Source organism: Streptomyces sp. NPDC015125 (genome assembly GCF_043080045.1).
Lineage (GTDB): Bacteria > Actinomycetota > Actinomycetes > Streptomycetales > Streptomycetaceae > Streptomyces.
Window position 1 is genome coordinate 533,014 of record NZ_JBIBVF010000001.1, and the last position, 20,403, is coordinate 553,416.

General features: G+C 71.3%; 17 protein-coding genes and 1 riboswitch. Of the genes, 8 read left to right on the plus strand and 9 right to left on the minus strand.

Annotated features, from left to right (window positions below; all coding sequences use genetic code 11):
- Positions 1 to 19 precede the first annotated feature (19 nt).
- The 3 genes from ACF088_RS02280 (at position 20) to mctP (ending at position 3,056) form a co-directional block, all read left to right on the plus strand.
- On the plus strand, positions 20 to 781 hold the full coding sequence (locus ACF088_RS02280; RefSeq protein WP_392373972.1) for a GntR family transcriptional regulator: 762 nt from the start codon (positions 20 to 22) through the stop codon (positions 779 to 781).
- A gap of 329 nt (positions 782 to 1,110) precedes the next feature.
- Positions 1,111 to 1,371, plus strand: a complete 261-nt coding sequence (locus tag ACF088_RS02285) for a DUF3311 domain-containing protein (RefSeq protein ID WP_392373478.1) — start codon at positions 1,111 to 1,113, stop codon at positions 1,369 to 1,371.
- Positions 1,372 to 1,430: 59 nt separating this feature from the next.
- Complete coding sequence (gene mctP / locus ACF088_RS02290; protein ID WP_392373973.1) at positions 1,431 to 3,056, plus strand: monocarboxylate uptake permease MctP; 1,626 nt, start codon at positions 1,431 to 1,433, stop codon at positions 3,054 to 3,056.
- Between the two features lie 76 nt (positions 3,057 to 3,132).
- Here mctP and ACF088_RS02295 read toward each other — a convergent pair whose 3' ends face one another.
- Positions 3,133 to 3,720, minus strand: a complete 588-nt coding sequence (locus tag ACF088_RS02295; RefSeq protein WP_392373479.1) for a Uma2 family endonuclease — start codon at positions 3,718 to 3,720, stop codon at positions 3,133 to 3,135.
- Between the two features lie 160 nt (positions 3,721 to 3,880).
- Positions 3,881 to 3,981: riboswitch (cobalamin riboswitch) on the plus strand.
- 183 nt (positions 3,982 to 4,164) lie between these two features.
- On the opposite strand from ACF088_RS02295, the gene ACF088_RS02300 reads away from it, so the two are divergent.
- The 3 genes from ACF088_RS02300 (at position 4,165) to ACF088_RS02310 (ending at position 9,718) form a co-directional block, all read left to right on the plus strand.
- Positions 4,165 to 6,600, plus strand: coding sequence for a ribonucleoside-diphosphate reductase subunit alpha (locus tag ACF088_RS02300; protein ID WP_392373480.1), 2,436 nt, complete (start codon positions 4,165 to 4,167; stop codon positions 6,598 to 6,600).
- The gene (locus tag ACF088_RS02305; protein ID WP_392373481.1) at positions 6,600 to 7,655 is read left to right on the plus strand and encodes a ribonucleotide-diphosphate reductase subunit beta; all 1,056 of its coding nucleotides are present in this window, start codon (positions 6,600 to 6,602) and stop codon (positions 7,653 to 7,655) included. The genes ACF088_RS02300 and ACF088_RS02305 overlap by 1 nt, the downstream gene beginning before the upstream one ends.
- Before the next feature lie 98 nt (positions 7,656 to 7,753).
- Positions 7,754 to 9,718 (plus strand): transglycosylase domain-containing protein, encoded by a 1,965-nt coding sequence (locus tag ACF088_RS02310; protein ID WP_392373482.1) that lies wholly within the window; start codon positions 7,754 to 7,756, stop codon positions 9,716 to 9,718.
- A gap of 51 nt (positions 9,719 to 9,769) precedes the next feature.
- Here the strand turns inward: ACF088_RS02310 and def are convergent, their stop codons facing one another.
- The 8 genes from def to ACF088_RS02350 form a co-directional block, all read right to left on the minus strand.
- Positions 9,770 to 10,414: a peptide deformylase gene (def, locus tag ACF088_RS02315; protein WP_129294259.1), complete on the minus strand. Its 645-nt coding sequence runs from the start codon at positions 10,412 to 10,414 to the stop codon at positions 9,770 to 9,772.
- Between the two features lie 68 nt (positions 10,415 to 10,482).
- On the minus strand, positions 10,483 to 11,484 hold the full coding sequence (locus ACF088_RS02320) for a tetratricopeptide repeat protein (RefSeq protein ID WP_392373483.1): 1,002 nt from the start codon (positions 11,482 to 11,484) through the stop codon (positions 10,483 to 10,485).
- Between the two features lie 452 nt (positions 11,485 to 11,936).
- Positions 11,937 to 13,304, minus strand: a complete 1,368-nt coding sequence (locus tag ACF088_RS02325) for an HD-GYP domain-containing protein (protein ID WP_392373484.1) — start codon at positions 13,302 to 13,304, stop codon at positions 11,937 to 11,939.
- Positions 13,301 to 14,803: an HD-GYP domain-containing protein gene (locus ACF088_RS02330; RefSeq protein WP_392373485.1), complete on the minus strand. Its 1,503-nt coding sequence runs from the start codon at positions 14,801 to 14,803 to the stop codon at positions 13,301 to 13,303. Before ACF088_RS02330 ends, ACF088_RS02325 begins: the two co-directional genes overlap by 4 nt.
- Positions 14,804 to 14,989: 186 nt before the next feature.
- Positions 14,990 to 15,391 (minus strand): mycothiol system anti-sigma-R factor, encoded by a 402-nt coding sequence (rsrA, locus tag ACF088_RS02335; protein WP_392373486.1) that lies wholly within the window; start codon positions 15,389 to 15,391, stop codon positions 14,990 to 14,992.
- Positions 15,388 to 16,083 (minus strand): sigma-70 family RNA polymerase sigma factor, encoded by a 696-nt coding sequence (locus ACF088_RS02340; RefSeq protein WP_392373974.1) that lies wholly within the window; start codon positions 16,081 to 16,083, stop codon positions 15,388 to 15,390. Before ACF088_RS02340 ends, rsrA begins: the two co-directional genes overlap by 4 nt.
- Positions 16,084 to 16,465: 382 nt before the next feature.
- Positions 16,466 to 17,113 (minus strand): alpha/beta family hydrolase, encoded by a 648-nt coding sequence (locus tag ACF088_RS02345; protein WP_392373487.1) that lies wholly within the window; start codon positions 17,111 to 17,113, stop codon positions 16,466 to 16,468.
- Between the two features lie 144 nt (positions 17,114 to 17,257).
- Positions 17,258 to 18,091 (minus strand): SOS response-associated peptidase, encoded by an 834-nt coding sequence (locus ACF088_RS02350; protein ID WP_392373488.1) that lies wholly within the window; start codon positions 18,089 to 18,091, stop codon positions 17,258 to 17,260.
- A 35-nt stretch (positions 18,092 to 18,126) separates the two neighbouring features.
- On the opposite strand from ACF088_RS02350, the gene ACF088_RS02355 reads away from it, so the two are divergent.
- Together ACF088_RS02355 and aroA are read left to right on the plus strand one after the other, a co-directional pair.
- A complete protein-coding gene (locus tag ACF088_RS02355) occupies positions 18,127 to 18,840 on the plus strand; it encodes a M50 family metallopeptidase (protein ID WP_392373489.1) in 714 nt (237 codons plus the stop codon).
- A gap of 192 nt (positions 18,841 to 19,032) precedes the next feature.
- Positions 19,033 to 20,397, plus strand: coding sequence for a 3-phosphoshikimate 1-carboxyvinyltransferase (gene aroA, locus ACF088_RS02360; protein WP_392373490.1), 1,365 nt, complete (start codon positions 19,033 to 19,035; stop codon positions 20,395 to 20,397).
- Positions 20,398 to 20,403 lie beyond the last annotated feature (6 nt).

The following is a 20,403-nucleotide window of genomic DNA, read 5'->3' on the forward strand; positions in this document are numbered from 1 at the left end:
GGAGTCGGAGAGGCGGGTCATGGAGACGGACGGGGGCAACGGTGCCGAGAGCGGCGGCGGCACGCGGACCGCGCGGGTACCCAAGTACTACCGCCTGAAGCGGCACTTGCTGGAGATCACCGAGACCCTGCCGCCCGGCACCCCGGTCCCGCCCGAGCGCACCCTCGCCGCGGAGTTCGACACCTCGCGCACCACGGTGCGTCAGGCCCTCCAGGAGCTGGTCGTCGAGGGCCGGCTGGAACGCATCCAGGGCAAGGGCACCTTTGTCGCCAAGCCCAAGGTGTCCCAGGCGCTGCAACTGACCTCCTATACCGAGGACATGCGGGCCCAGGGCCTGGAGCCCACCTCCCAGCTGCTGGACATCGGCTATGTCACCGCGGACGACCGGCTCGCCGGTCTGCTGGACATCGCCACCGGCGGTCGGGTGCTGCGCATCGAGCGGCTGCGGCTGGCCAGCGGCGAGCCGATGGCCATCGAGATCACCCATCTGTCGGCGAAGCGCTTTCCCTCGCTCCGCCGGAACCTCGTCAAATACACCTCCCTCTACACCGCGCTGGCCGAGGTGTACGACGTCCGCCTGGCGGAGGCCGAGGAGACCATCGAGACCTCACTGGCCACACCGCGCGAGGCCGGTCTGCTGGGCACGGATGTCGGCCTGCCGATGCTGATGCTCTCCCGGCACTCGCTCGACGCACAGGGACAGCCGGTGGAGTGGGTGCGCTCGGTCTACCGGGGCGACCGCTACAAGTTCGTCGCCAGACTGCGCCGTCCCACGGACTGAACACCGCACGGACCGCCCCATCCCACGGACCGACCGCCGCACGGACCGCCCCGTCCCACGGACCGACCGCCGCACGGACCGCCCCGTCCCACGGACCGACGCCCCCCCCCGGGCCCACCCGGGGGTGCGGCGCGCCTCTCGACACCCCCGCTGCCGCCATTACCGCCCCAACCGGGATGAATCAGGCCATCGGCCGCACCGCGGGAGCGCCCCCGGGTGGATTCTCCATACCGATATGCGGACAGCTAGTGACGCGCGCCACGCCCCTGCCATAGATTTCCAGCCCATTACACAGGAGACAGCCACAGCCAGGGGACGGAGCCATGGCCATGACACAGTCGGTCGAATCGCCGGATCGCAGACAGGTGGTCACCCCCACGCGTGTGGTGGCCGGGGTCTGCCTGATCGCTCCGTTCGTGGCGATGCTGTGGGTGAGTTCGTACGCCAGGATCGAGCCGAAGCTCATCGGGATCCCGTTCTTCTACTGGTACCAGATGGCGTGGGTGCTGGTCTCGACGGCACTCACCATGATCGCGTACAAGCTCGTGCAGCGTGAGCGGCGCGCCCGCAAGGGCGGTGCGGCCCAGTGACTCTCACCGCCACCGCGAGCGGCACCTCCGAGGTTCTCGCCGCTTCCTCCGCCAAGGGCATCGACGGCGTGGCGCTCGCCGTCTTCATCTTCTTCTTCCTGGCCGTGACGGTCATGGGATTCCTGGCCGCCCGCTGGCGCAAGGCCGAGCAGTCCGCCAATCTCGACGAATGGGGGCTGGGCGGCCGCAGCTTCGGCACCTGGGTGACGTGGTTCCTGCTGGGCGGCGACCTCTACACCGCCTACACCTTCGTGGCCGTCCCGGCGGCGATCTACGCGGCAGGGGCGTCCGGGTTCTTCGCCGTCCCGTACACGATCCTGGTCTACCCCCTCATCTTCACCTTCCTCCCCCGCCTGTGGTCGGTCTCGCACAAGCACGGCTATGTCACCACCTCCGACTTCGTGCGCGGCCGCTTCGGCTCCAAGGGCCTGTCGCTGGCCGTGGCGCTCACCGGCATCCTCGCCACGATGCCGTACATCGCCCTCCAACTGGTCGGTATCCAGGCCGTCCTGGACGTGATGGGCATCGGCGGCGGCGAGCACACCAACTGGTTCGTCAAGGACCTGCCGCTGCTGATCGCGTTCGCCGTGCTGGCCGCGTACACCTACTCCTCGGGTCTGCGGGCGCCGGCACTGATCGCGTTCGTCAAGGACGGGCTGATCTACCTCGTCATCGCCGTGGCGATCATCTACATCCCGATCAAGCTCGGCGGCTTCGACGCGATCTTCGACACCGCCGGCAAGGCGCTCGCCCAGCCCGGCCCGGTCCCCGGCAAACCGCGCGGCGAGCTGGTCAGCGGCCCCAACGCCCAGTGGGCGTATGCGACCTTGGCGCTCGGCTCGGCGCTGGCGCTCTTCATGTACCCGCACTCGATCACCGCGACGCTGTCCTCGCGCAGCCGCAATGTGATCCGCCGCAACACCACCATCCTGCCGCTGTACTCCCTGATGCTGGGGCTGCTGGCGCTGCTCGGCTTCATGGCGGTCAAGGCCGGCACGGACATCCAGGGCAACCCGCAGCTGGCCATCCCGCAGCTCTTCGAGGACATGTTCCCGAGCTGGTTCACCGGTGTGGCGTTCGCCGCAATCGGCATCGGCGCGTTGGTGCCCGCGGCCATCATGTCCATCGCCGCGGCCAACCTGTTCACCCGCAACGTGTACAAGGACTTCCTCAAGCAGGACGCCACGCCCGAGCAGGAGCACAAGGTCGCCAAGCTGGTCTCGCTGCTGGTGAAGGTGGGCGCGCTGGTCTTTGTCCTCACCATGGACAAGACCGTCGCGATCAACTTCCAGCTGCTGGGCGGCATCTGGATCCTGCAGACCATGCCGTCCCTGGTCGGCGGGCTGTTCACCCGCTGGTTCCACCGCTGGGCGCTGCTGACCGGCTGGGCGGTCGGCATGCTCTACGGCACGCTCGCCGCCTACGGCGTGGCCAGCCCGACGCAGAAGCACTTCGGCGGCTCCAGCGCGGAGATCCCCGGTATCGGCGAGATCGGCTACATCGGCCTGACCGCCTTCGTCCTGAACGTCGTGGTCACCGTCGTCCTGACCTTCGCCCTGAAGGCCGCCAAGGCACCCGACGGCATCGACGAGACCAGCCCCGCCGACTACACGGCGGACGCCGGTGACAAGGGCGTCGCCGTCGAACTGCCGCCGGAGACGGCGGGGGCACCGGCGGGGCACTGAGCCACCGGCCGGACGGCTTCCGGCAACGGGCCGTCGCGTTCCTCCGGGAACGCGGCGGCCCGTTGGCGTGGGTCGTTCAGTTCACCCAGTTCTTCAGCTGCTCGGTTTCGAGGGTGATGCCGACGGGATCGGGGAGGTGGAGCGACTTGCCGTACGGGACGGTGCGGACGTCCTCGTAGCGGGTGCCGTCGGGTTCGCTGTAGAGCGACACCTGGCATTCCTCCCGGTCGATGAGCAGATAGAGCGGGATACCGGCTCCCGCGTACGCACGGGGCTTCTCCACGCGGTCACGTTGGTGCGTGTCGGAGTCGGAGGACGTGACCTCGACCACCATCAACACCGGCCCAGGGTCTGCCCATTCCCCCTGGCCGACAAAGGCACCACTGACGGAGAGCGCCCCGTCCGGCCGGGCCCGGCCGCTGCGGTACTCCTCCGCCTTGAGTCCCTGGTCCGGGTAGAGCCACAGCTCGGGGCGTGACTGGATGCAGATGCGTGTCAGCCACTCGATGATCCGACCGTGATCCCCGTCCGGCATGGGCTTGCTCTTGACCTTCCCGTCGATGAGTTCCAACCGCGCACCTTCTTCCAGGCGGGCGAGTATCCGGGCGGCCTCTTCGAAATGCTCGGTCTCCATGATGTGCGGACGGTCGGCGAGCGCGGCCATGAGGCCTTCCCCTTCTTCGACGGGACGGAGCAGAGAGCGCAAAACCGACCATAGCCGAGGCCACTGACAGGCACTGTGCGATCACTCACGACACACTAGATGTGGGGGTGCACTTGAGGGGCCACCCCCACATGTATGCTCGTCCTCGCTGTCGCCGCAGGGGAATCCGGTGGGAATCCGGAACTGTCCCGCAACGGTGTGGGAGCGCGCTCGACCGGCCGGAACACCGGCTCCGGCGTGCGCTCGTGTAGTCCGAGGACCTGCCGATGGTACGTCCGCACCGCCATGGGTGCGGGTGTCGATACGTCCGGGCCCCGAGGGTTGGGCCGGTGGACGCCGCGCGGTGTGCCCGCGCACCCCTGACGGTTTCGGGGTGCCGCATGCCCGCGTGCGCCCGTCGAGTCCCTCCCCTCCCGGCCCCCGCCGAGTGAGGGAGAGCAGCACGTGACCATCGCGCCAACGGAGCCCGCGTCAGACGCCGAGGTCGTGCCGCCCGTGGTGACCACGCCTGCCGGTACCGCCGGCGGCGGACCGGGCGAGGACGGTCCGGGTGTCGCCCTGCTGCGCACCCTGACCGAGCTGACCGAGGACCTGACCGCGACCGACCCCGGCAAGGTGGCCGCCGCCGCCCTGCGCGGCCGGCACCCGGGTTCCGACGAGACCGAACTGCGGTCGCTGGCCATCGATGCCGCGGCCGGACTGATCGGTGACGAGCCGCAGTACTCCAAGCTCGCCGCGCGTCTGCTCACCCTCGCCATCGCCCAGGAGGCGTCCGGACAGGGGGCGGTCGCCTTCTCCGCCTCCGTCGAGGTCGGCCACCGCGAAGGCCTGATCGCCGACGAGACGGCGGAGTTCGTACGCAGCCACGCGGCCCGTCTGGACGCGCTGGTCGAGCGGGCGCTGGCCGACGGTGCCGACGACCGGTTCGGGTACTTCGGGCTGCGCACCCTGCACTCGCGCTACCTCCTGCGCCACCCCACCACCCGTCAGGTCATCGAGACCCCCCAGCACTTCCTGCTGCGGGTGGCCTGCGGCCTCGCGGAGGACCACAGCGACCGCGCCCTGGACGACGTCGCCGAGCTCTACCGCCTCACCAGCTCGCTGTCCTACCTCCCCTCCTCCCCCACCCTCTTCAACTCCGGCACCCGCCACCCGCAGATGTCGTCCTGCTACCTGCTGGACTCCCCGCTGGACGAACTGGACTCGATCTACGACCGCTACCACCAGGTCGCGCGGCTGTCCAAGCACGCCGGCGGCATCGGCCTGTCGTACTCCCGCATCCGCGCCCGCGGTTCGCTGATCCGCGGCACCAACGGGCACTCCAACGGCATCGTGCCGTTCCTGCGCACCCTGGACGCCTCGGTCGCCGCCGTGAACCAGGGCGGCCGGCGCAAGGGCGCCGCCTGCGTCTACCTGGAGACCTGGCACGCGGACATCGAAGAGTTCCTGGAGCTGCGCGACAACACCGGCGAGGAGGCCCGCCGCACCCACAACCTGAACATCGCGCACTGGATCCCGGACGAGTTCATGCGCCGGGTGGAGGCGGACGCCGACTGGTCGCTGTTCTCGCCCTCGGACGCCCCGGAGCTGGTGGACCTGTGGGGCGACGAGTTCGACGCCGCCTACCGCAAGCTGGAGGCCGAGGGCCGGGCGCTCAAGCAGATCCCCGCCCGGGTGCTGTACTCCCGGATGATGCGCACCCTGGCGCAGACCGGCAACGGCTGGATGACGTTCAAGGACGCCGCCAACCGCACCGCCAACCAGACCGCCGAACCCGGCCAGGTCGTGCACTCCTCCAACCTGTGCACCGAGATCCTGGAGGTGACCGACGACGGGGAGACCGCGGTCTGCAACCTGGGTTCGGTCAACCTCGCCGCCCACCTGGGTGACGACGGGGAGATGGACTGGGAGCGCCTGGACGCCACGGTCCGCACCGCGGTCACCTTCCTCGACCGTGTCGTGGACATCAACTTCTACCCGACCGAGCAGGCCGGGACCTCCAACTCCCGCTGGCGCCCGGTCGGTCTGGGCCTGATGGGCCTGCAGGACGTGTTCTTCCGGCTGCGGCTGTCCTTCGATTCGCCCGAGGCGCAGGAGCTGTCGACCCGGATCTCCGAGCGGATCATGCTCGCCGCGTACGAGGCGTCCGCCGACCTCGCGGAGAGGCACGGCCCGCACCCGGCCTGGTCCGCGACCCGCACCGCCCGCGGCGTGCTGCACCCGGACCACTACCCGAACGCCGAGCCGCGCTGGGCGGACCGCTGGGCGGCGCTGCGCACCCGTATCGCGGCCACCGGCATGCGCAACTCCCTGCTGCTGGCGATCGCGCCGACCGCGACCATCGCCTCCATCGCGGGCGTGTACGAATGCATCGAGCCGCAGGTCTCCAACCTCTTCAAGCGCGAGACGCTGTCCGGTGAGTTCCTGCAGGTCAATGCCTATCTGATCGAGGAGCTCAAGGCGCTGGGGCTCTGGGACGCCCGGACCCGGGACGCGCTGCGCGAGGCCAACGGCTCGGTGCAGGACGTCGCATGGATCCCCGAGGACGTCCGGGCGCTGTACCGCACCGCCTGGGAGATCCCGCAGCGCGCCCTGATCGACATGGCCGCGGCCCGTACGCCCTACCTGGACCAGAGCCAGTCGCTGAACCTCTTCATGGCGTCGCCGACCATCGGCAAGCTCAGCTCGATGTACGCCTACGCCTGGAAGCGCGGCATCAAGACGACGTACTACCTGCGCTCCCGTCCGGCGACCCGGATCGCGCAGTCCGCACGCGGTGGCGCCGCCGCCGCGAGTGCCCCCGTACCGCAGCAGGCCACCGACCCCGAGGCCGTCGCCTGCTCCCTGGAGAACCCCGAGTCCTGCGAGGCCTGCCAGTAATGACCACCGCACCCGAAACCAACGCGGCCGCCGCCCACACCGCCACCACCGGCACCAAGAACCTCCTCGACCCGGGCTTCGAGCTGACGCTGCGCCCGATGCGGTACCCGGACTTCTACGACCGCTACCGCGACGCGATCAAGAACACCTGGACCGTGGAGGAGGTCGACCTCCACTCCGACGTCGCCGACCTCGCCAAGCTCTCGCCGGGCGAGCAGCACATGATCGGCCGGCTGGTCGCGTTCTTCGCGACCGGTGACTCGATCGTCTCCAACAACCTGGTCCTGACGCTCTACAAGCACATCAACTCCCCCGAGGCGCGGCTGTACCTGAGCCGTCAGCTCTTCGAGGAGGCCGTGCACGTCCAGTTCTACTTGACCCTGCTGGACACCTACCTCCCCGACCCGGACGACCGCGCCGCCGCCTTCGCGGCCGTGGAGAACATCCCGTCCATCCGGGAGAAGGCCCAGTTCTGCTTCAAGTGGATGGACTCGGTCGAGAAGATCGACCGGCTGGAGGACAAGGCCGACCGGCGCCGCTTCCTGCTGAACCTGATCTGCTTCGCGGCCTGCATCGAGGGGCTGTTCTTCTACGGCGCCTTCGCGTACGTGTACTGGTTCCGCTCGCGGGGCCTGCTGCACGGCCTGGCCACCGGCACCAACTGGGTCTTCCGCGACGAGTCCATGCACATGGAGTTCGCGTTCTCGGTCGTGGACACCGTCCGCGAGGAGGAGCCCGACCTCTTCGACGACAAGCTGGAGCAGCAGGTCACCGACATGCTCAAGGAGGCCGTCGAGGCGGAGCTGCAGTTCGGCCGCGACCTGTGCGGTGAGGGCCTGCCGGGCATGAACACCGACTCGATGCGCGAGTACCTCCAGTGCGTCGCCGACCAGCGGCTGCAGCGGCTCGGCTTCGCGCCGGTCTACGGCTCGGAGAACCCGTTCTCCTTCATGGAGCTGCAGAACGTCCAGGAGCTGACCAACTTCTTCGAGCGCCGGGCGTCCGCCTACCAGGTTGCCGTCGAGGGCTCGGTCTCCTTCGACGACGACTTCTAGAAGACGTACCGCGACGCCCCTTCGCCCCGCCCACCCGCCTTTTGTGAGCGTTCTGTTACCTCGGCAACCGGAGCTGGGGCTGCCACATCTATGCGGGTATGAAGGGCACGAAGGGGCGTCGTCGGTTCATCGACTATCCGCGTCAGGGGCGAGAAGGTCTGCGCCGTTGGCTGCCGTCGTGGAGACAGTGGCTGAGCGCCGTCGCGCTCTGCGCGGGCGGTCTGGCCGGACTGTTCGCCGTGGTGTACGCACAGGTCGGCATACCGAGCGAGAATGCACTCGCCGGCCAGGAAGCCAGCGTCTATTACTGGGCGGACGGCAGCCAGATGGTGAGCGTCGGCGCCGTCAACCGGCAGAACGTCACCCTCGACAAGGTGCCGGACTCCGTCGAGAACTCCGTGATCGCGGCGGAGAACGCCACCTTCTACAGTGACTCCGGTGTCTCGGTCCAGGGCATCGGCCGCGCCGTGGTCAACATGGTCTCCGGCGAGGACACCCAGGGCGGCTCCACCATCACCCAGCAGTATGTGAAGAACACCTATCTCTCGCAGGACCAGACCCTCACCCGCAAGGTGAAGGAGCTCATCATCTCGCTGAAGGTGAGCAACCAGAAGTCCAAGCAGGAGATTCTGCGCGGCTATCTCAACACCAGTTGGTTCGGCCGTGGTTCGTACGGCATCCAGGCCGCCGCCCATGCGTATTACGGCATTGACGCCAAGGACCTGAATCCCAGTCAGGGTGCCGTGCTGGCAGCCTTGCTGAAGGGCTCGGAACAGTACGATCCGGGGCTGAGCGCGGCCAATCACCGGCGGGCCGTGGCCCGGTGGAAGTGGATACTCGACCGGCAGGTCGCCACCGGGAAGATGAGCCAGGAGGAGCGGGCGAGGTACCGCACCTTCCCGGAGCCCCGGGGGCTGTCCAAACCCACCAGCCAGGCCGGCCAGACCGGCTATCTCGTCGATGTCGCCAATAAGTTCATCAAGGCGGACACCGGCCTGACCGACAAAGAACTGGCTCGCGGCGGCTACCGCATTCACACCACCTTCGACAAACAGCGCACCCACCGGCTGGAAAAGGCCGTGAAGGACGTCCGCCGGGACACCATCGATCCCAAGCAGCGCGCGGCCGACAACTATGTGGAGGTCGGCGCGGCCTCCGTACGCCCCAAGGACGGGGCGATCGTCGCCCTCTACGGCGGTGCGGACGCCACCCGGCACTTCAGCAACAATGCGGACACCACGGCGGTCCCGGCCGGCTCCGCCTTCAAGCCGTTCGTGCTGGCGGCCGCACTCCAGCGGCCGGACGACGAGTCCGCGGACACGTCGGAAAAACGGGCGGCGGTCCAGAAGTCCGGGGCCGGGGATCTCAGCGAAGCCCTGATGAAGGCCCAGAGCCCGCCGTTCGTCCAGGCCGGGCAGCAGATCGGGCTGGAGCGGATCCGGGATCTCGCGGTGGACGCGGGGCTGCGCAAGGAGAGCATGGCCCGCCTGGAGCAGACCTTCCCGCTGGGCACCTCGGCCCCCAGCGCGATACGGATGGCGAGCGCCTACACCACCTTCGCCAACGGCGGGCTGCACACCGACCCGTACGCGGTGACCGGGATGACCCACAACGGCAAGAACGTGCCCGGCTTCCACCGCCGCGAGCCCGTACAGGTCCTCGATGCCGGGGTCGCCCAGCAGGTGTCCAGCGCCCTGGAGGCAGTCGGCTGGCGCACCCTGAAGCAGCCGGACGGCGTGGCGTCCCAGCAGCCGGTCGCGGCCGGTCGCACGGAGCCGGGCGACCGGATGAAGTCCGCATGGTTCATCGGCAGCCCGCAGCCCGCCGCCCCGGACTTCGGTTCCGTTCCCGGCACCGGGGCGAAGGAGAAGTGGGGCGGTGTCCGCCCCGAACCGGCGCCCGGCGCCGGTGACGGAAACGAACCGACCACCGCCGTCACCATGTTCCGCAACAAACCGGGCGCGCCCGAGCTGCTGCCGATGCAGGACGTCGGCGGTTCCGGTACCGGGCTGGGCACGGCCATCCCGCCGAAGATCTGGAGCGCCTACCAGCAGGGCTCGTGAGCCGGTTCCCGTTTTCCGGGCGCCCGGCCGCCGGCCGGGCGCCCGCTCGCGTCAGTCGTTGGCGACGACGGGGTAGCGCGGCTCCAGCTCGGCCATCTGCTTCAGTGCGTCCTTGCGGTCCCGCTTGCTGAGCCGGTCGATGTAGAGGTAGCCGTAGAGGTGATCGGTCTCGTGCTGCAGACAGCGCGCGAAGAAGCCGGTGCCCTCGATCGCGACCGGCTCGCCCTTGGCGTCCTGACCGCGGACCACGGCGTAGTCGGGGCGGGCCAGCGAGGCGTAGGCGCCGGGCACCGACAGGCAGCCCTCGTTGGAGTCGTCCAGGATGCGGCGCTCGGCCGGCAGCTCGTCCAGCACCGGGTTGCAGATCGCGCCGACGTGCCGGACGCCCTGGTCGTCCGGGCAGTCGTAGACGAAGACCTTCAGGTCCACACCGATCTGGTTGGCGGCCAGGCCCACGCCCTCGGCGGTGCGCTGGCTGGCGAACATGTCGTCGATGAGCTGGGCGAGCCGGTCGTCGAACTCCGTGACGTCCTTGCACTCCTTGTGGAGCACGGGGTTGCCGACGACCGTGATCGGCCGCGAGGTGCCGCGCTCACGGTGGGCGGTCTCCCGCTCCTCCGCGTCCGTGACGTCATCGATGAATGCCTCGTCCACGCGCTGGTCACCGTCTTGATCAAAAACAGGCTGCTGGGCCATCTCCGCCGTACGCCTTCCTGAAAACCCTGAGTAGTCGCCCTACAGCCTACGGGGGCGCGCTCCGGCGCTCAGCAGACCTCTTCCAGATCCCGCCACTCGCGGGTGTCCGGGCTGTCCGCGACCCAGCCGTCCAGCAGGCCGCGCACCAGGGCGGACGGCGCCGCGATACCGCACTCGCGCTCCGGCACCCACAGCGAGCCCGAGCCCGCCGTGCGGTGTCCCAGCGGTCCGGGGTGGCCCGGTTCACTGTGATCGTGCGGGTCCAGATGCTCGCCGTCGCCCTCGTCGCTGGGCATCCGGCTCTCCGAGCACGTACGGCACAGCAGCCGGACCGACGACGACCAGTCCTCGGCGGCGAAGCCGGCATCGGCCGCCAGCCGCTCCAGGGCGTCCCGGTCGGCTTCCGTGGCGGCCTCCAGGAGGACCACCCAGGTGGGGACCGGGGAGGGCGCCCACAGCTCGATCTCGTCGAAGACCGGATAGGCCCGGGTGGCACCGTCGGCGCCCGCCGCGATGGTCCGCTCGCCGTGCGGGACGCCGTCGTGCAGCACCACCTCGCCCCAGCGCCGCCCGGAGGACGGCAGCGGGATGGAGAGCACCTCGATACGGGCCGGGTCCAGCCGGCGGCCCCAGACCACCTCGGCCTCGCCCTCCGGGGAGAGGCGGACGGCGGCGCTGCCCAGTGCCATACCGAGCGGTTCGCCGGACGGCGAGCCCTCACCGGGGACCTTGAGGCCGTAGGCCTGCCAGGACCGGCGGGCCAGCGGCCAGTCCTGCAGGGCGGTGGCGGCGATGCCGACGTTCCACCAGTCGGGCGCCCCGGACTCGCGGTCCAGCAGGGCGACCGCGCGCAGGCCGGCGGCCCTGGCCTGGTCCCAGTCGTGCCGGAACTTGTGCAGCAGGGCGAGGTTGAACCAGGACTCGGACAGCCACGGCTCCATGTCCGCGGCGCGGGTCAGCAACGCCCCCGCGTCCTCGTAACGGCCGTCGCCGATCAGCGTGAAAGCGCGGTCGGTCGCCTGCCGCCACGAGGCGGAGGGCCGATGCCGTACCTTGCCGAAGATCCTCACGATTCCCGCCTGCTGGTTGCTCTTGGTGCCACTGCGGTGGAGTCGCGAGCGGCGTCCGGGGCCATCCGAGGGGCCCACTCGACAACCTGCCACAGATTGCCGCCGGGCTCAGCCCGGTTTGCTGGTCCCCCTGCGGCTCCTTGCCCTTCGCCGACCCCCTGAATCCCCTGAAAGGGGCTTCCTTCGCATCCAACCATGCCCATCTCGGAGGGCGCTCATTACCCATGGGTTCCGTGACATCCGGCGCTCGGTGAAGGCCGGCCGGCAGCGATGCGGGGACGGGAGCGGGGAGACGGCTCCCCCGGGCGGCTGTTGACCGGCCGGGGACCGTTTCCCGCCTTACCTGGGCATACGGATCCGGGACGGGGTGGCGTACGCCGGACGACCGGACTCCGCCCGTCCCGCACCGCCGGAGGAGTCGGCCATCTCACACCGCCGCCTCACTCGCCGCCTCACACCGCCCGGCCGCCGCACGCCAGGACCCGGGCCAGCGCCTCGACGACCCGCGGCTCGTGGTCCTGCGCGGTGGCCAGCCGCAGCCGCTCCAGGGCGCGCAGCGAGCCGCCCGGCCCCGCCGACTCCCCCGACAGGTCGTCGTAGGCGTTGACCGTGCGGACGATACGCGCCGTGACCGGCTGGTCCCGGTACGGATCGGCCTGCCGCTCGACGATCACCGCGACCTCCGCGGGGACCCCGGTCTGCCGGACCACGGCGCCGCCCAGCAGCGCGATCCGGCGCTGCTGCGCGGGCGGCAGCGGCGCGGTGGCGCCGTCCGGCACCGGGTCGAGGAGCGAGAGCTGGCCGATGTCGTGCATCAGCGCGGCGTATTCGAGCACGTCCAGGTCCGGTTCGTTCAGGCCGAGTTCACGGCCCACGGCGCGGCTGAGCGCGGCCACCCGGCGGGCGTGGCCGTGCGGGGTGTAGCCGGCGATCTCGGTGGAGCGGGCCAGCGAGGCGATGGTCTGGCGGTAGGTGGTGCGCACCGCCGCGAACCGGCGGAAGGCGAACTGGGTCAGCGACAGCGGCAGACAGCAGACCGGCAGCGCCCACAGCCCGGCGACCGCGGTGGCCAGCGAGATCACCACTCCGGTGGCGCAGATCGCCGAGCCGATGCCGGGCAGCGCCCGCAACTCGTCGCGCAGCAGCGGCCCGTACGGCCAGCCGGTGCGGGCGCGGGCCAGCGCGGCCGCCAGCACCGCGTCGCACAGCGCGGTCAGCGCCATCAGGCCGGTCAGGAACAGCGGGTAGACCGGGCCGGAGGCCACCCAGTCGCTCAGGGTCCCGGTGTTGTAGAGGGGCTGGAAGCAGGTGGCGGCGAAGCCGATGGTCAGCATCCGGCGGGCGAGATGGTCGAGCGCCGGTCCCCGGCCGCGGGCGACCTGCGGGACCAGTCCGACCAGACCGGCCGCCAGGACCACGGCCACGGTCTGCGGTACGCCATGCGTCGTCGGCCGTCCGCCGGCCTCACCGAGCAGCGCGTACGCGAGGGCGCCGGCCGCACCGAGCGGGGCGCCCTCCCGCTCTCCCGGCCCCCGCCCCGCGGCCGCCGGTGCCACGCCCCGGCCCACCAGTTCGCCCACCGCTATCAGCAGCCCGAAGGCCAGCGCGATGCCGGGCTCGGCCAGGCCCTCCCAGAGCGTGCGGCCGAGCGACCAGCACGCCAGTGCGCCGGCCGGGGCGTAGACGGCGACGATCACGGCGCCGCCCCGGGCGGCAGGAGCCCCGGGGCGGGTGGCTCGGCCGTCCGCCGTCCGGCTGCGGGGCGGCAGGGGTGGCCGGGGCAACGGGGACGGCCGGGGCCGCTCCGGGGCGCCGCTCATCGCGCGCCCTTCCGGCCGGCCCCTTCGGGGCGCAGCTCGGGCCGCCGGGCCGGTCGCTGCCCGTCGGCGGCCGGCTCCCCGGCCCCCTGCACCGTGACCGCTCCCGGCGCCGCGTCGGCTCCCTGCGGGCCGGCAGTTCCCTGCGGGCCCGCGGCTCCCTGCCCCTCCGGCACCACACCGGGCTCCGCGTCCACCGCCGTCACCAGGTCCGGGTGCCAGCCGTACCGGTCGAGGGATGCCGCCAGCGCCCGGACCATCCGCGGGTCGAACTGCGTCCCGGCGCACTTGCGCAGCTCCGCCACGGCCGTCGGCACCGGCCGGGCCCGGCGGTAGGAGCGCGTCGAGGTCATCGCGTCGAAGGCGTCCGCGACCGCCACCACCCGGGCACATTCCGGGATGTGATGCCCCATCAGCCCGTACGGATAGCCGCGCCCGTCCAGCCGCTCGTGGTGGTGCAGAATCGCCGCCCGCGCCTCCCCCAGGAAGCCGATGCCGCGCACGATCTCGTGTCCGTACTCGGGATGCAGCTCGATGACCCGGCGCTCCTGCGGCGTCAGCGGTCCGTCCTTGCGCAACAGCCGGGTGGGGACGCCGAGTTTGCCGACGTCGTGCAGGATGCCGGCGAACCGCAGCACCTCCACCCGGTCCTCCGTCATGCCCAGCTCCCGGGCGATCATCACCGAGGCGCGTCCGACCCGCTCGCTGTGCCCGCGGGTGTAGCGGTCCTTGATGTCCACGGCCTGGACGAGTGCGCGGATGGTGGCCTGATGGGCGGTGCGTTCACGGTGGTACTGGGCGAAGACCCAGCAGGACAGGCACATCGGCAGCAGCACCAGCAGTGCCGCCGTCGGCCCGTACGAACTGCGCCACAGGACAGCCATCATCAGCCCGGCCAGGCCGTGCACCAGATGCGGCCCCAGCGAACGGGACGGCGCCCCGCGCCAGGCGGTGCGCAGGGGGTGCCGTTCGGCGGCGACCAGCACCCCGCCGTCGAGCGCCACGAGCACCGCGCAGAAGGTGGTGGCGGCGGCCGCGGCCGGCAGCAGCAGAACCGGGAACTGCGGTGCGGACAGCGGGTGGTGGCCGATGACCCGGAAGACCTGGGCGGCCGCACAGCAGGCCAGTGCCGCCTCGGCGGCGTGCCAGAGCCTGCGGGCGCCGGCCGAGCGCGCCTTCGCCGGACCGATCAGCGCTCCGGGGACGGCGGCCAGCGCGGCCAGGGGTGGCGGCAGCAGAAAGACCCCGGCGAGCAGGACGGGGCTGGCCCAGCCTGCGACCAAGGCGCCGGGCGCCCCGGCGGAACCCGCGCCGTACGGTATCCGGCCGCCCACCAACGGGCAGCGGTGCAGCTGTTCGCACAGTGCGTACAGGGTGGCCAGGGCCAGGGTGCTGCTCCAGGGGGCGCCGGCACCGAGCCGTAGCGCCGGGGCGGCACACAGCGCCGCGGCCAGCGCGGCACAGCCGATATAGCCTCGCGCGGCCGCCGGAAGTCCCCGCATCGCGCCCTCCTCACCGTGCCCACCGCTCTCCCCGCGCTCGTGAGGAGCAGAGGGACCCCTCGCCCTGCCTTTGCAGTGCGCCGGGGTCCGGTGAGAATAGAGGGGCTGGGGCACCGGGGAAGGTGCATCAGCGGATCGGGCGGGACGAATCGACCCGCCCCTCACCCCTTAGGGTGATGTGCCGCGTTATTCGGCCCGCGCGGTCCGGCTCCGTGCATCGGTGGAACCGGCGGCCTCGGCCGGACCGGTCCCCTCCCCGGATGCCGCCGCCTGCTCGCGCTGCGCCTGTTCCTTCTTGGCCTGTTCGAGCACGCTCACCTCGGGCACGGTCTCCCCGGCCCGGATGAGGTCGATCCGGCCCATCACCTTGGAGCGCAGGTCGCTGGGGACGTCGTCATGGCCGCAGCAGCGCTTGACGAGCTTCTTCACCGCCTGCTCCAGGCCGTACTTCTCCAGGCACGGCGAGCATTCGTCGAGATGCACCTGGAAATCTGCGCACTCCCCTTCGGGCATCTCCCGGTCGAGATACTCGTAGAGGTGGTCAAGGACCTCTGAGCAGTCCTTCTCGTGCGGCTCTCCGCAGCTCATGATCCCGAGCCTTTCCGGTCGTGCGACTCCGTCGTGCGCGCGGACTGCGGGTCCGCGGTCGCCGCCCCCGCCGGGACCAGCCCGCGCTCACGAGCGTAATCCTCCAGCATGCCGCGCAGTTGGCGCCGGCCGCGGTGCAGTCGGGACATCACCGTGCCGATGGGTGTCCCCATGATGTCCGCGATCTCCTTGTACGCAAACCCCTCGACATCCGCCAGGTACACCGCGATACGGAACTCCTCGGGGATCGCCTGGAGCGCGGCCTTCACATCGGAGTCGGGGAGGTGGTCGAGCGCCTGCGACTCCGCGGAGCGCAGCCCCGTCGACATATGCGACTCGGCGCGCGCCAGCTGCCAGTCCTCGATCTCCTCTGCGGCGCTGCGCTGGGGCTCGCGCTGCTTCTTGCGGTAGGAGTTGATGAAGGTGTTCGTGAGGATGCGGTACAGCCAGGCCTTGAGGTTGGTGCCCTCCCGGAACTGGTGGAAGGACGCATACGCCTTTGCGTATGTCTCCTGCACCAGGTCCTCCGCGTCGGCCGGGTTGCGCGTCATGCGCAGCGCGGCGGAGTACATCTGGTCCAGGAACGTCAGCGCGTCCCGCTCGAAGCGCGCATTGCGTTCGGCGGCGCTCTCCTGAGCCTTGTTCTCAGCCGTGCCGTCGGTCCCTTCGTCGGTACCGGTGACCGGACCCACCTCCTCCAACACCGTCCTGGATCCGGATGTGGACCCACCCGATTCGGAGAATAGACGACGATCCGGTGCGGCCGCCGCTCCAGCCAGGGCGGGCTGCGTCACCTGCATCTGCGACCACGGCAGGTCGGCGGCCGGGCGGGCCGGGCAAGCGATTCCCATGCGGCGGACTCCTCTTCCTCGTGCTTCACCGGACGTACTCGAGTACTACGCCTGGCACAACAGCCGCATGCGGCGCGGCATTCCCGGAAGCGGTTTCCGGAAGGCGGGCGGCCGACTGCGGGCAGACCGGCAAACCCGCTTGCCGCTCCGGCAAGGGGAACGAACAAGGGGAAACGAACAGGGGGAAGCGAACAGGGGGAAGCGAACAGGGGGAAACGCACCGTCAGCCGAACATCCCGTCCAGCCAGGCCGCCACCGCGTCCGTGATCACGGCCATCGACTCCGCCTCGCCGACGCCCGCCTTCTTCGGCACCGCGAAGCCGTGGTCGGCGTGCGCCACCTCGGTGATCTCCGTGCCCGGCGGGAACTCCTCCGGCCGTCCGAACGGATCCCGGCCGCCCTGGACGACCAGCGTCGGCACCCCGGCGCCGGTCAGCTCGTCCGCCCGGGACTTCTCCGGCCGGCCCGGCGGATGCAGCGGGAAGCTGAGCGCCAGTACGGCCTGCGCACCCAGGTCTCGCGCCGTACGGCAGGCCACCCGGGCACCGGCGCTACGGCCGCCGGCGACCACCGGCAGCCCCGGCTTCTCCAGCGCCGGCCACAGCGCGGTCCATCCGGAGTCCAGGGTCTTCGGCGCGGGCGCCAGCTTCTTGCCCGCCACCCGCCACGGCTGCTCGACCAGTGCCACGGTGTACCCGCGGGCCGGCAGTGCGGCCGCCAGGGCCCGTAGATCGCGTGCCTCGATGCCCCCGCCGGCGCCATGGCTCACGGCCACCACGGCCCGCGCCGGTGTGGCGTCGCGGTGCCAGGTGATCCGGGCGTCGCCCGCCGGTGTTCCGACCGTCTCGGTCTCCCTCGCGCCAGTGCTCATACGCCCATCCTGCCCGTGCCGCGGCCGGACGGGCACCGCAGACACCGGCGCGGCACCACGGACCCCCACGCGGCACCACGGACAGGCGCACGGCACCACGGACACACGGGGCGCGCCGCCCCGGCACCGGGCGCCCGCCACGCCTCAGAACAGCGTGCCCACCTCGGGGCCGTCGAGCTCGGCGACCAGCTCGGGCCCGTTGTTGCGGACATTGCTGACCTCGGTCGGGACGGGATAGGCGCGCATCATCCCGGCGGGCGGCGGCGCCAGCAGTTCGCGTACCTCGTCGGGGTCGGTGCGGGACGGGTCGAGCCAGGCGTCCCAGCGGTCCGGTGTCAGCACCAGCGGCATCCGGGGGTGGATCTCGGCCAGCGACTGCGGCCCCGCGTCACCGGCGGTCCCCGCCAGGGGCGTGGTCTCGGCCTCCGTGGTGACGACCGTGCAGGTCACCCACCAGGCCAGGGGATGGTCGCCGGGCAGCGTCCGGTCCCGCCAGAATTCGTAGAGCCCGGCCATCGCCATCACGGACCCGTCCGCGGGCGTCACGAAGTACGGCTGCTTACGGGGCCGCTTCTTCCTGCCCTGCTCCTCCAGCTGCCGCTCCGCGGCGTCGGTGACCCACTCGAAATAGCCGTCCCCGGGGAGCAGGCACCGCCGGGTCGCGAAGGCCTGCCGGAAGGACGGCTTCTCGTGCACCGTCTCGGCCCGCGCATTGATCATCTTCGCGGCGGCCTCGGGTGACTTCGACCACGACGGGACCAGGCCCCACTTCAGCGTCCGCAGCTGGCGCACCGGGGCATCCGGCTCGACGGCGCCGGCCGCCGCCCCCTTGAGGGGACGTTCGAGCACCACGTGCACCCGGTCCGTCGGCGCCACATTCCAACTGGGCGCCAGGGTCTCCGTCGGCTCCCACTGCTGAACGCCGAAAGTCCCCACCAGGTCCTCGGGGCGACGACTCGCTGCATACCTACCGCACATGCATGCCACACTGCCATGCCACACGAAGGGGAGACATGGACACCGACCACCTCACCGACATATGGAGCCGAGTCTTCGGGACCCAGCCCGCCCCGTCGCTCTGGCTGGTGATCATCACGGCGGTGCTCGCCCTGGGCGCCGTCGTCCCGCACACCGCCTGGCGGCTGTCGCGGAACGCCGTCACCATCGCCCACGAGGGCGGCCACGGACTGATCGCCCTGCTCACCGGCCGCCGCCTGGACGGCATCCGGCTGCACTCGGACACCTCGGGTCTGACCGTTTCGCGCGGCAAGCCGACCGGTCTGGGCATGGTGCTGACCGCCGCAGCCGGCTATATCGCACCGTCCCTGCTGGGGCTGGCGGGTGCCGCACTGCTCGCCGCGGGCCACATCACGGCGCTGCTGTGGGGCGCGACCGTGCTGCTGCTGGCGATGCTCATCATGATCCGTAACGCATATGGCGTGCTCACCGTCGTGCTGACCGGCGCCGCGTTCGTGCTGGTCTCCTGGCTGACGACGGCGGATGTGCAGGCGGCGTTCGCCTATGCCGTGGTGTGGTTCCTGCTGCTGGGCGGGGTGCGGCCGCCGTTCGAGCTGATGGGCAAGCGGCGTCGCGGGGGTGCGGTGGACTCCGATCCGGACCAGCTGGCGCGCCTGACCCATGTCCCGGCGGCCGTCTGGCTCGGCCTGTTCCACGTGGTGACGCTGTGCTCCTTGACGGGCGGCGGGCGCTGGCTGCTCGGCCTCTGAAAGCCCACCGCCCCGGGCGCCGGCCACCGCCCCGGGCGCCGACCGGGTCCCGGATCACGTACCGCCACGCCCGGGGTGTCGGCCGCCACCCCGCTCCCGGCACGCGGGCGCCCTATCACTGCCACGTTTCGGCGGGGTTGCGCCGCTTTTGATCAAGATCGGCACCCTTGCCCAGCCATTAAAGTAAGGGGCATGACCGAGAGCCCCGCACACCCCGCCCTCTGGCCCGCCCCGCTCGCCGCCGGGGCCGTCGATGCCACCGTCACCGTGCCCGGGTCCAAATCGGTCACCAACCGCGGCCTGGTCCTGGCCGCTCTCTCCGCCGAGCCCGGCTGGCTGCGCCGGCCGCTGCGCTCCCGGGACACGCTCCTGATGGCCGAGGCGCTGCGCACCCTGGGCGTCGGCATCGAGGAGACCGCCTCCTCCAGCTCCGCCGTCGCCGCCGCACAGCCCGGCGGCGGTGAGGCCTGGCGGATCATCCCGGCGGGCCTGCACGGCCCGGCCACCATCGACGTCGGCAACGCCGGCACGGTCATGCGCTTCCTCCCCCCGGTCGCCGCGCTCGCCGACGGCCCGATCCGCTTCGACGGCGACCCCCGCTCCTACGAGCGCCCGCTGGGCGGCGTGATCGACGCGCTGCGCGCCCTGGGCGCCCGGATCGACGACGACAACCGCGGCGCGCTGCCCCTGACGGTCTTCGGCAGCGGCGGTCTGGACGGCGGCCCGGTCGAGATCGACGCCTCGTCGTCCTCCCAGTTCGTCAGCGCCCTGCTGCTGTCCGCGCCGCGCTTCAACCAGGGCGTCGAGGTCCGGCACGTGGGCGCGGCGCTGCCCTCCATGCCGCACATCCGGATGACCGTCGACATGCTGCGCAGCGTGGGCGCGCAGGTGGACACCCCGGAGGCGGGCGGCGAGCCGAACGTCTGGCGGGTCACTCCCGGCGCGCTGCTCGGCCGCGATCTGGTCGTCGAGCCGGACCTCTCCAACGCCCAGCCGTTCCTGGCCGCCGCGCTGGTCACCGGCGGCCGGGTCACCATCCCGGACTGGCCCGAGCACACCACCCAGCCCGGCGACGCGCTGCGCGAGATCTTCACCACCATGGGCGGTTCCTGCGAGCTGACCGAGCAGGGGCTGACCTTCACCGGCAGCGGCCGTATCCACGGCATCGACGTCGACCTCAGCGAGGTCGGCGAGCTGACCCCGGGCATCGCCGCGGTCGCCGCCCTGGCCGACTCCCCCTCCACGCTGCGCGGGGTGGCGCATCTGCGGCTCCACGAGACCGACCGGCTCGCCGCGCTCACCAAGGAGCTCAACGAACTCGGCGGCGATGTCACCGAGACCGCGGACGGGCTGCACATCCGGCCCCGCCCCCTGCACGGCGGGATCTTCCACACCTACGAGGACCACCGGCTGGCCACCGCCGCGGCGGTCATCGGCCTGGCGGTCGACGGAGTGGAGGTGGAGAACGTCGCCACCACCGCCAAGACCCTGCCCGACTTCCCCGCGATGTGGACGGACATGCTCGGCCCGGCGGCCGTCCCCGCCCGGAGAGTCTGAGGGGTA

Bases quoted from the DNA above. Each gene is read 5' to 3' on its own strand.
- ACF088_RS02280 (WP_392373972.1), top strand. From the start codon at position 20: ATGGAGACGGACGGGGGCAACGGTGCCGAGAGCGGCGGCGGCACGCGG.
- ACF088_RS02285 (WP_392373478.1), top strand. From the start codon at position 1,111: ATGACACAGTCGGTCGAATCGCCGGATCGCAGACAGGTGGTCACCCCC.
- ACF088_RS02295 (WP_392373479.1), bottom strand. From the start codon at position 3,720: ATGGCCGCGCTCGCCGACCGTCCGCACATCATGGAGACCGAGCATTTC.
- ACF088_RS02305 (WP_392373481.1), top strand. From the start codon at position 6,600: ATGACCACCGCACCCGAAACCAACGCGGCCGCCGCCCACACCGCCACC.
- ACF088_RS02310 (WP_392373482.1), top strand. From the start codon at position 7,754: ATGAAGGGCACGAAGGGGCGTCGTCGGTTCATCGACTATCCGCGTCAG.
- def (WP_129294259.1), bottom strand. From the start codon at position 10,414: ATGGCCCAGCAGCCTGTTTTTGATCAAGACGGTGACCAGCGCGTGGAC.
- ACF088_RS02325 (WP_392373484.1), bottom strand. From the start codon at position 13,304: ATGAGCGGCGCCCCGGAGCGGCCCCGGCCGTCCCCGTTGCCCCGGCCA.
- ACF088_RS02330 (WP_392373485.1), bottom strand. From the start codon at position 14,803: ATGCGGGGACTTCCGGCGGCCGCGCGAGGCTATATCGGCTGTGCCGCG.
- rsrA (WP_392373486.1), bottom strand. From the start codon at position 15,391: ATGAGCTGCGGAGAGCCGCACGAGAAGGACTGCTCAGAGGTCCTTGAC.
- ACF088_RS02345 (WP_392373487.1), bottom strand. From the start codon at position 17,113: ATGAGCACTGGCGCGAGGGAGACCGAGACGGTCGGAACACCGGCGGGC.
- ACF088_RS02350 (WP_392373488.1), bottom strand. From the start codon at position 18,091: ATGTGCGGTAGGTATGCAGCGAGTCGTCGCCCCGAGGACCTGGTGGGG.
- ACF088_RS02355 (WP_392373489.1), top strand. From the start codon at position 18,127: ATGGACACCGACCACCTCACCGACATATGGAGCCGAGTCTTCGGGACC.
- aroA (WP_392373490.1), top strand. From the start codon at position 19,033: ATGACCGAGAGCCCCGCACACCCCGCCCTCTGGCCCGCCCCGCTCGCC.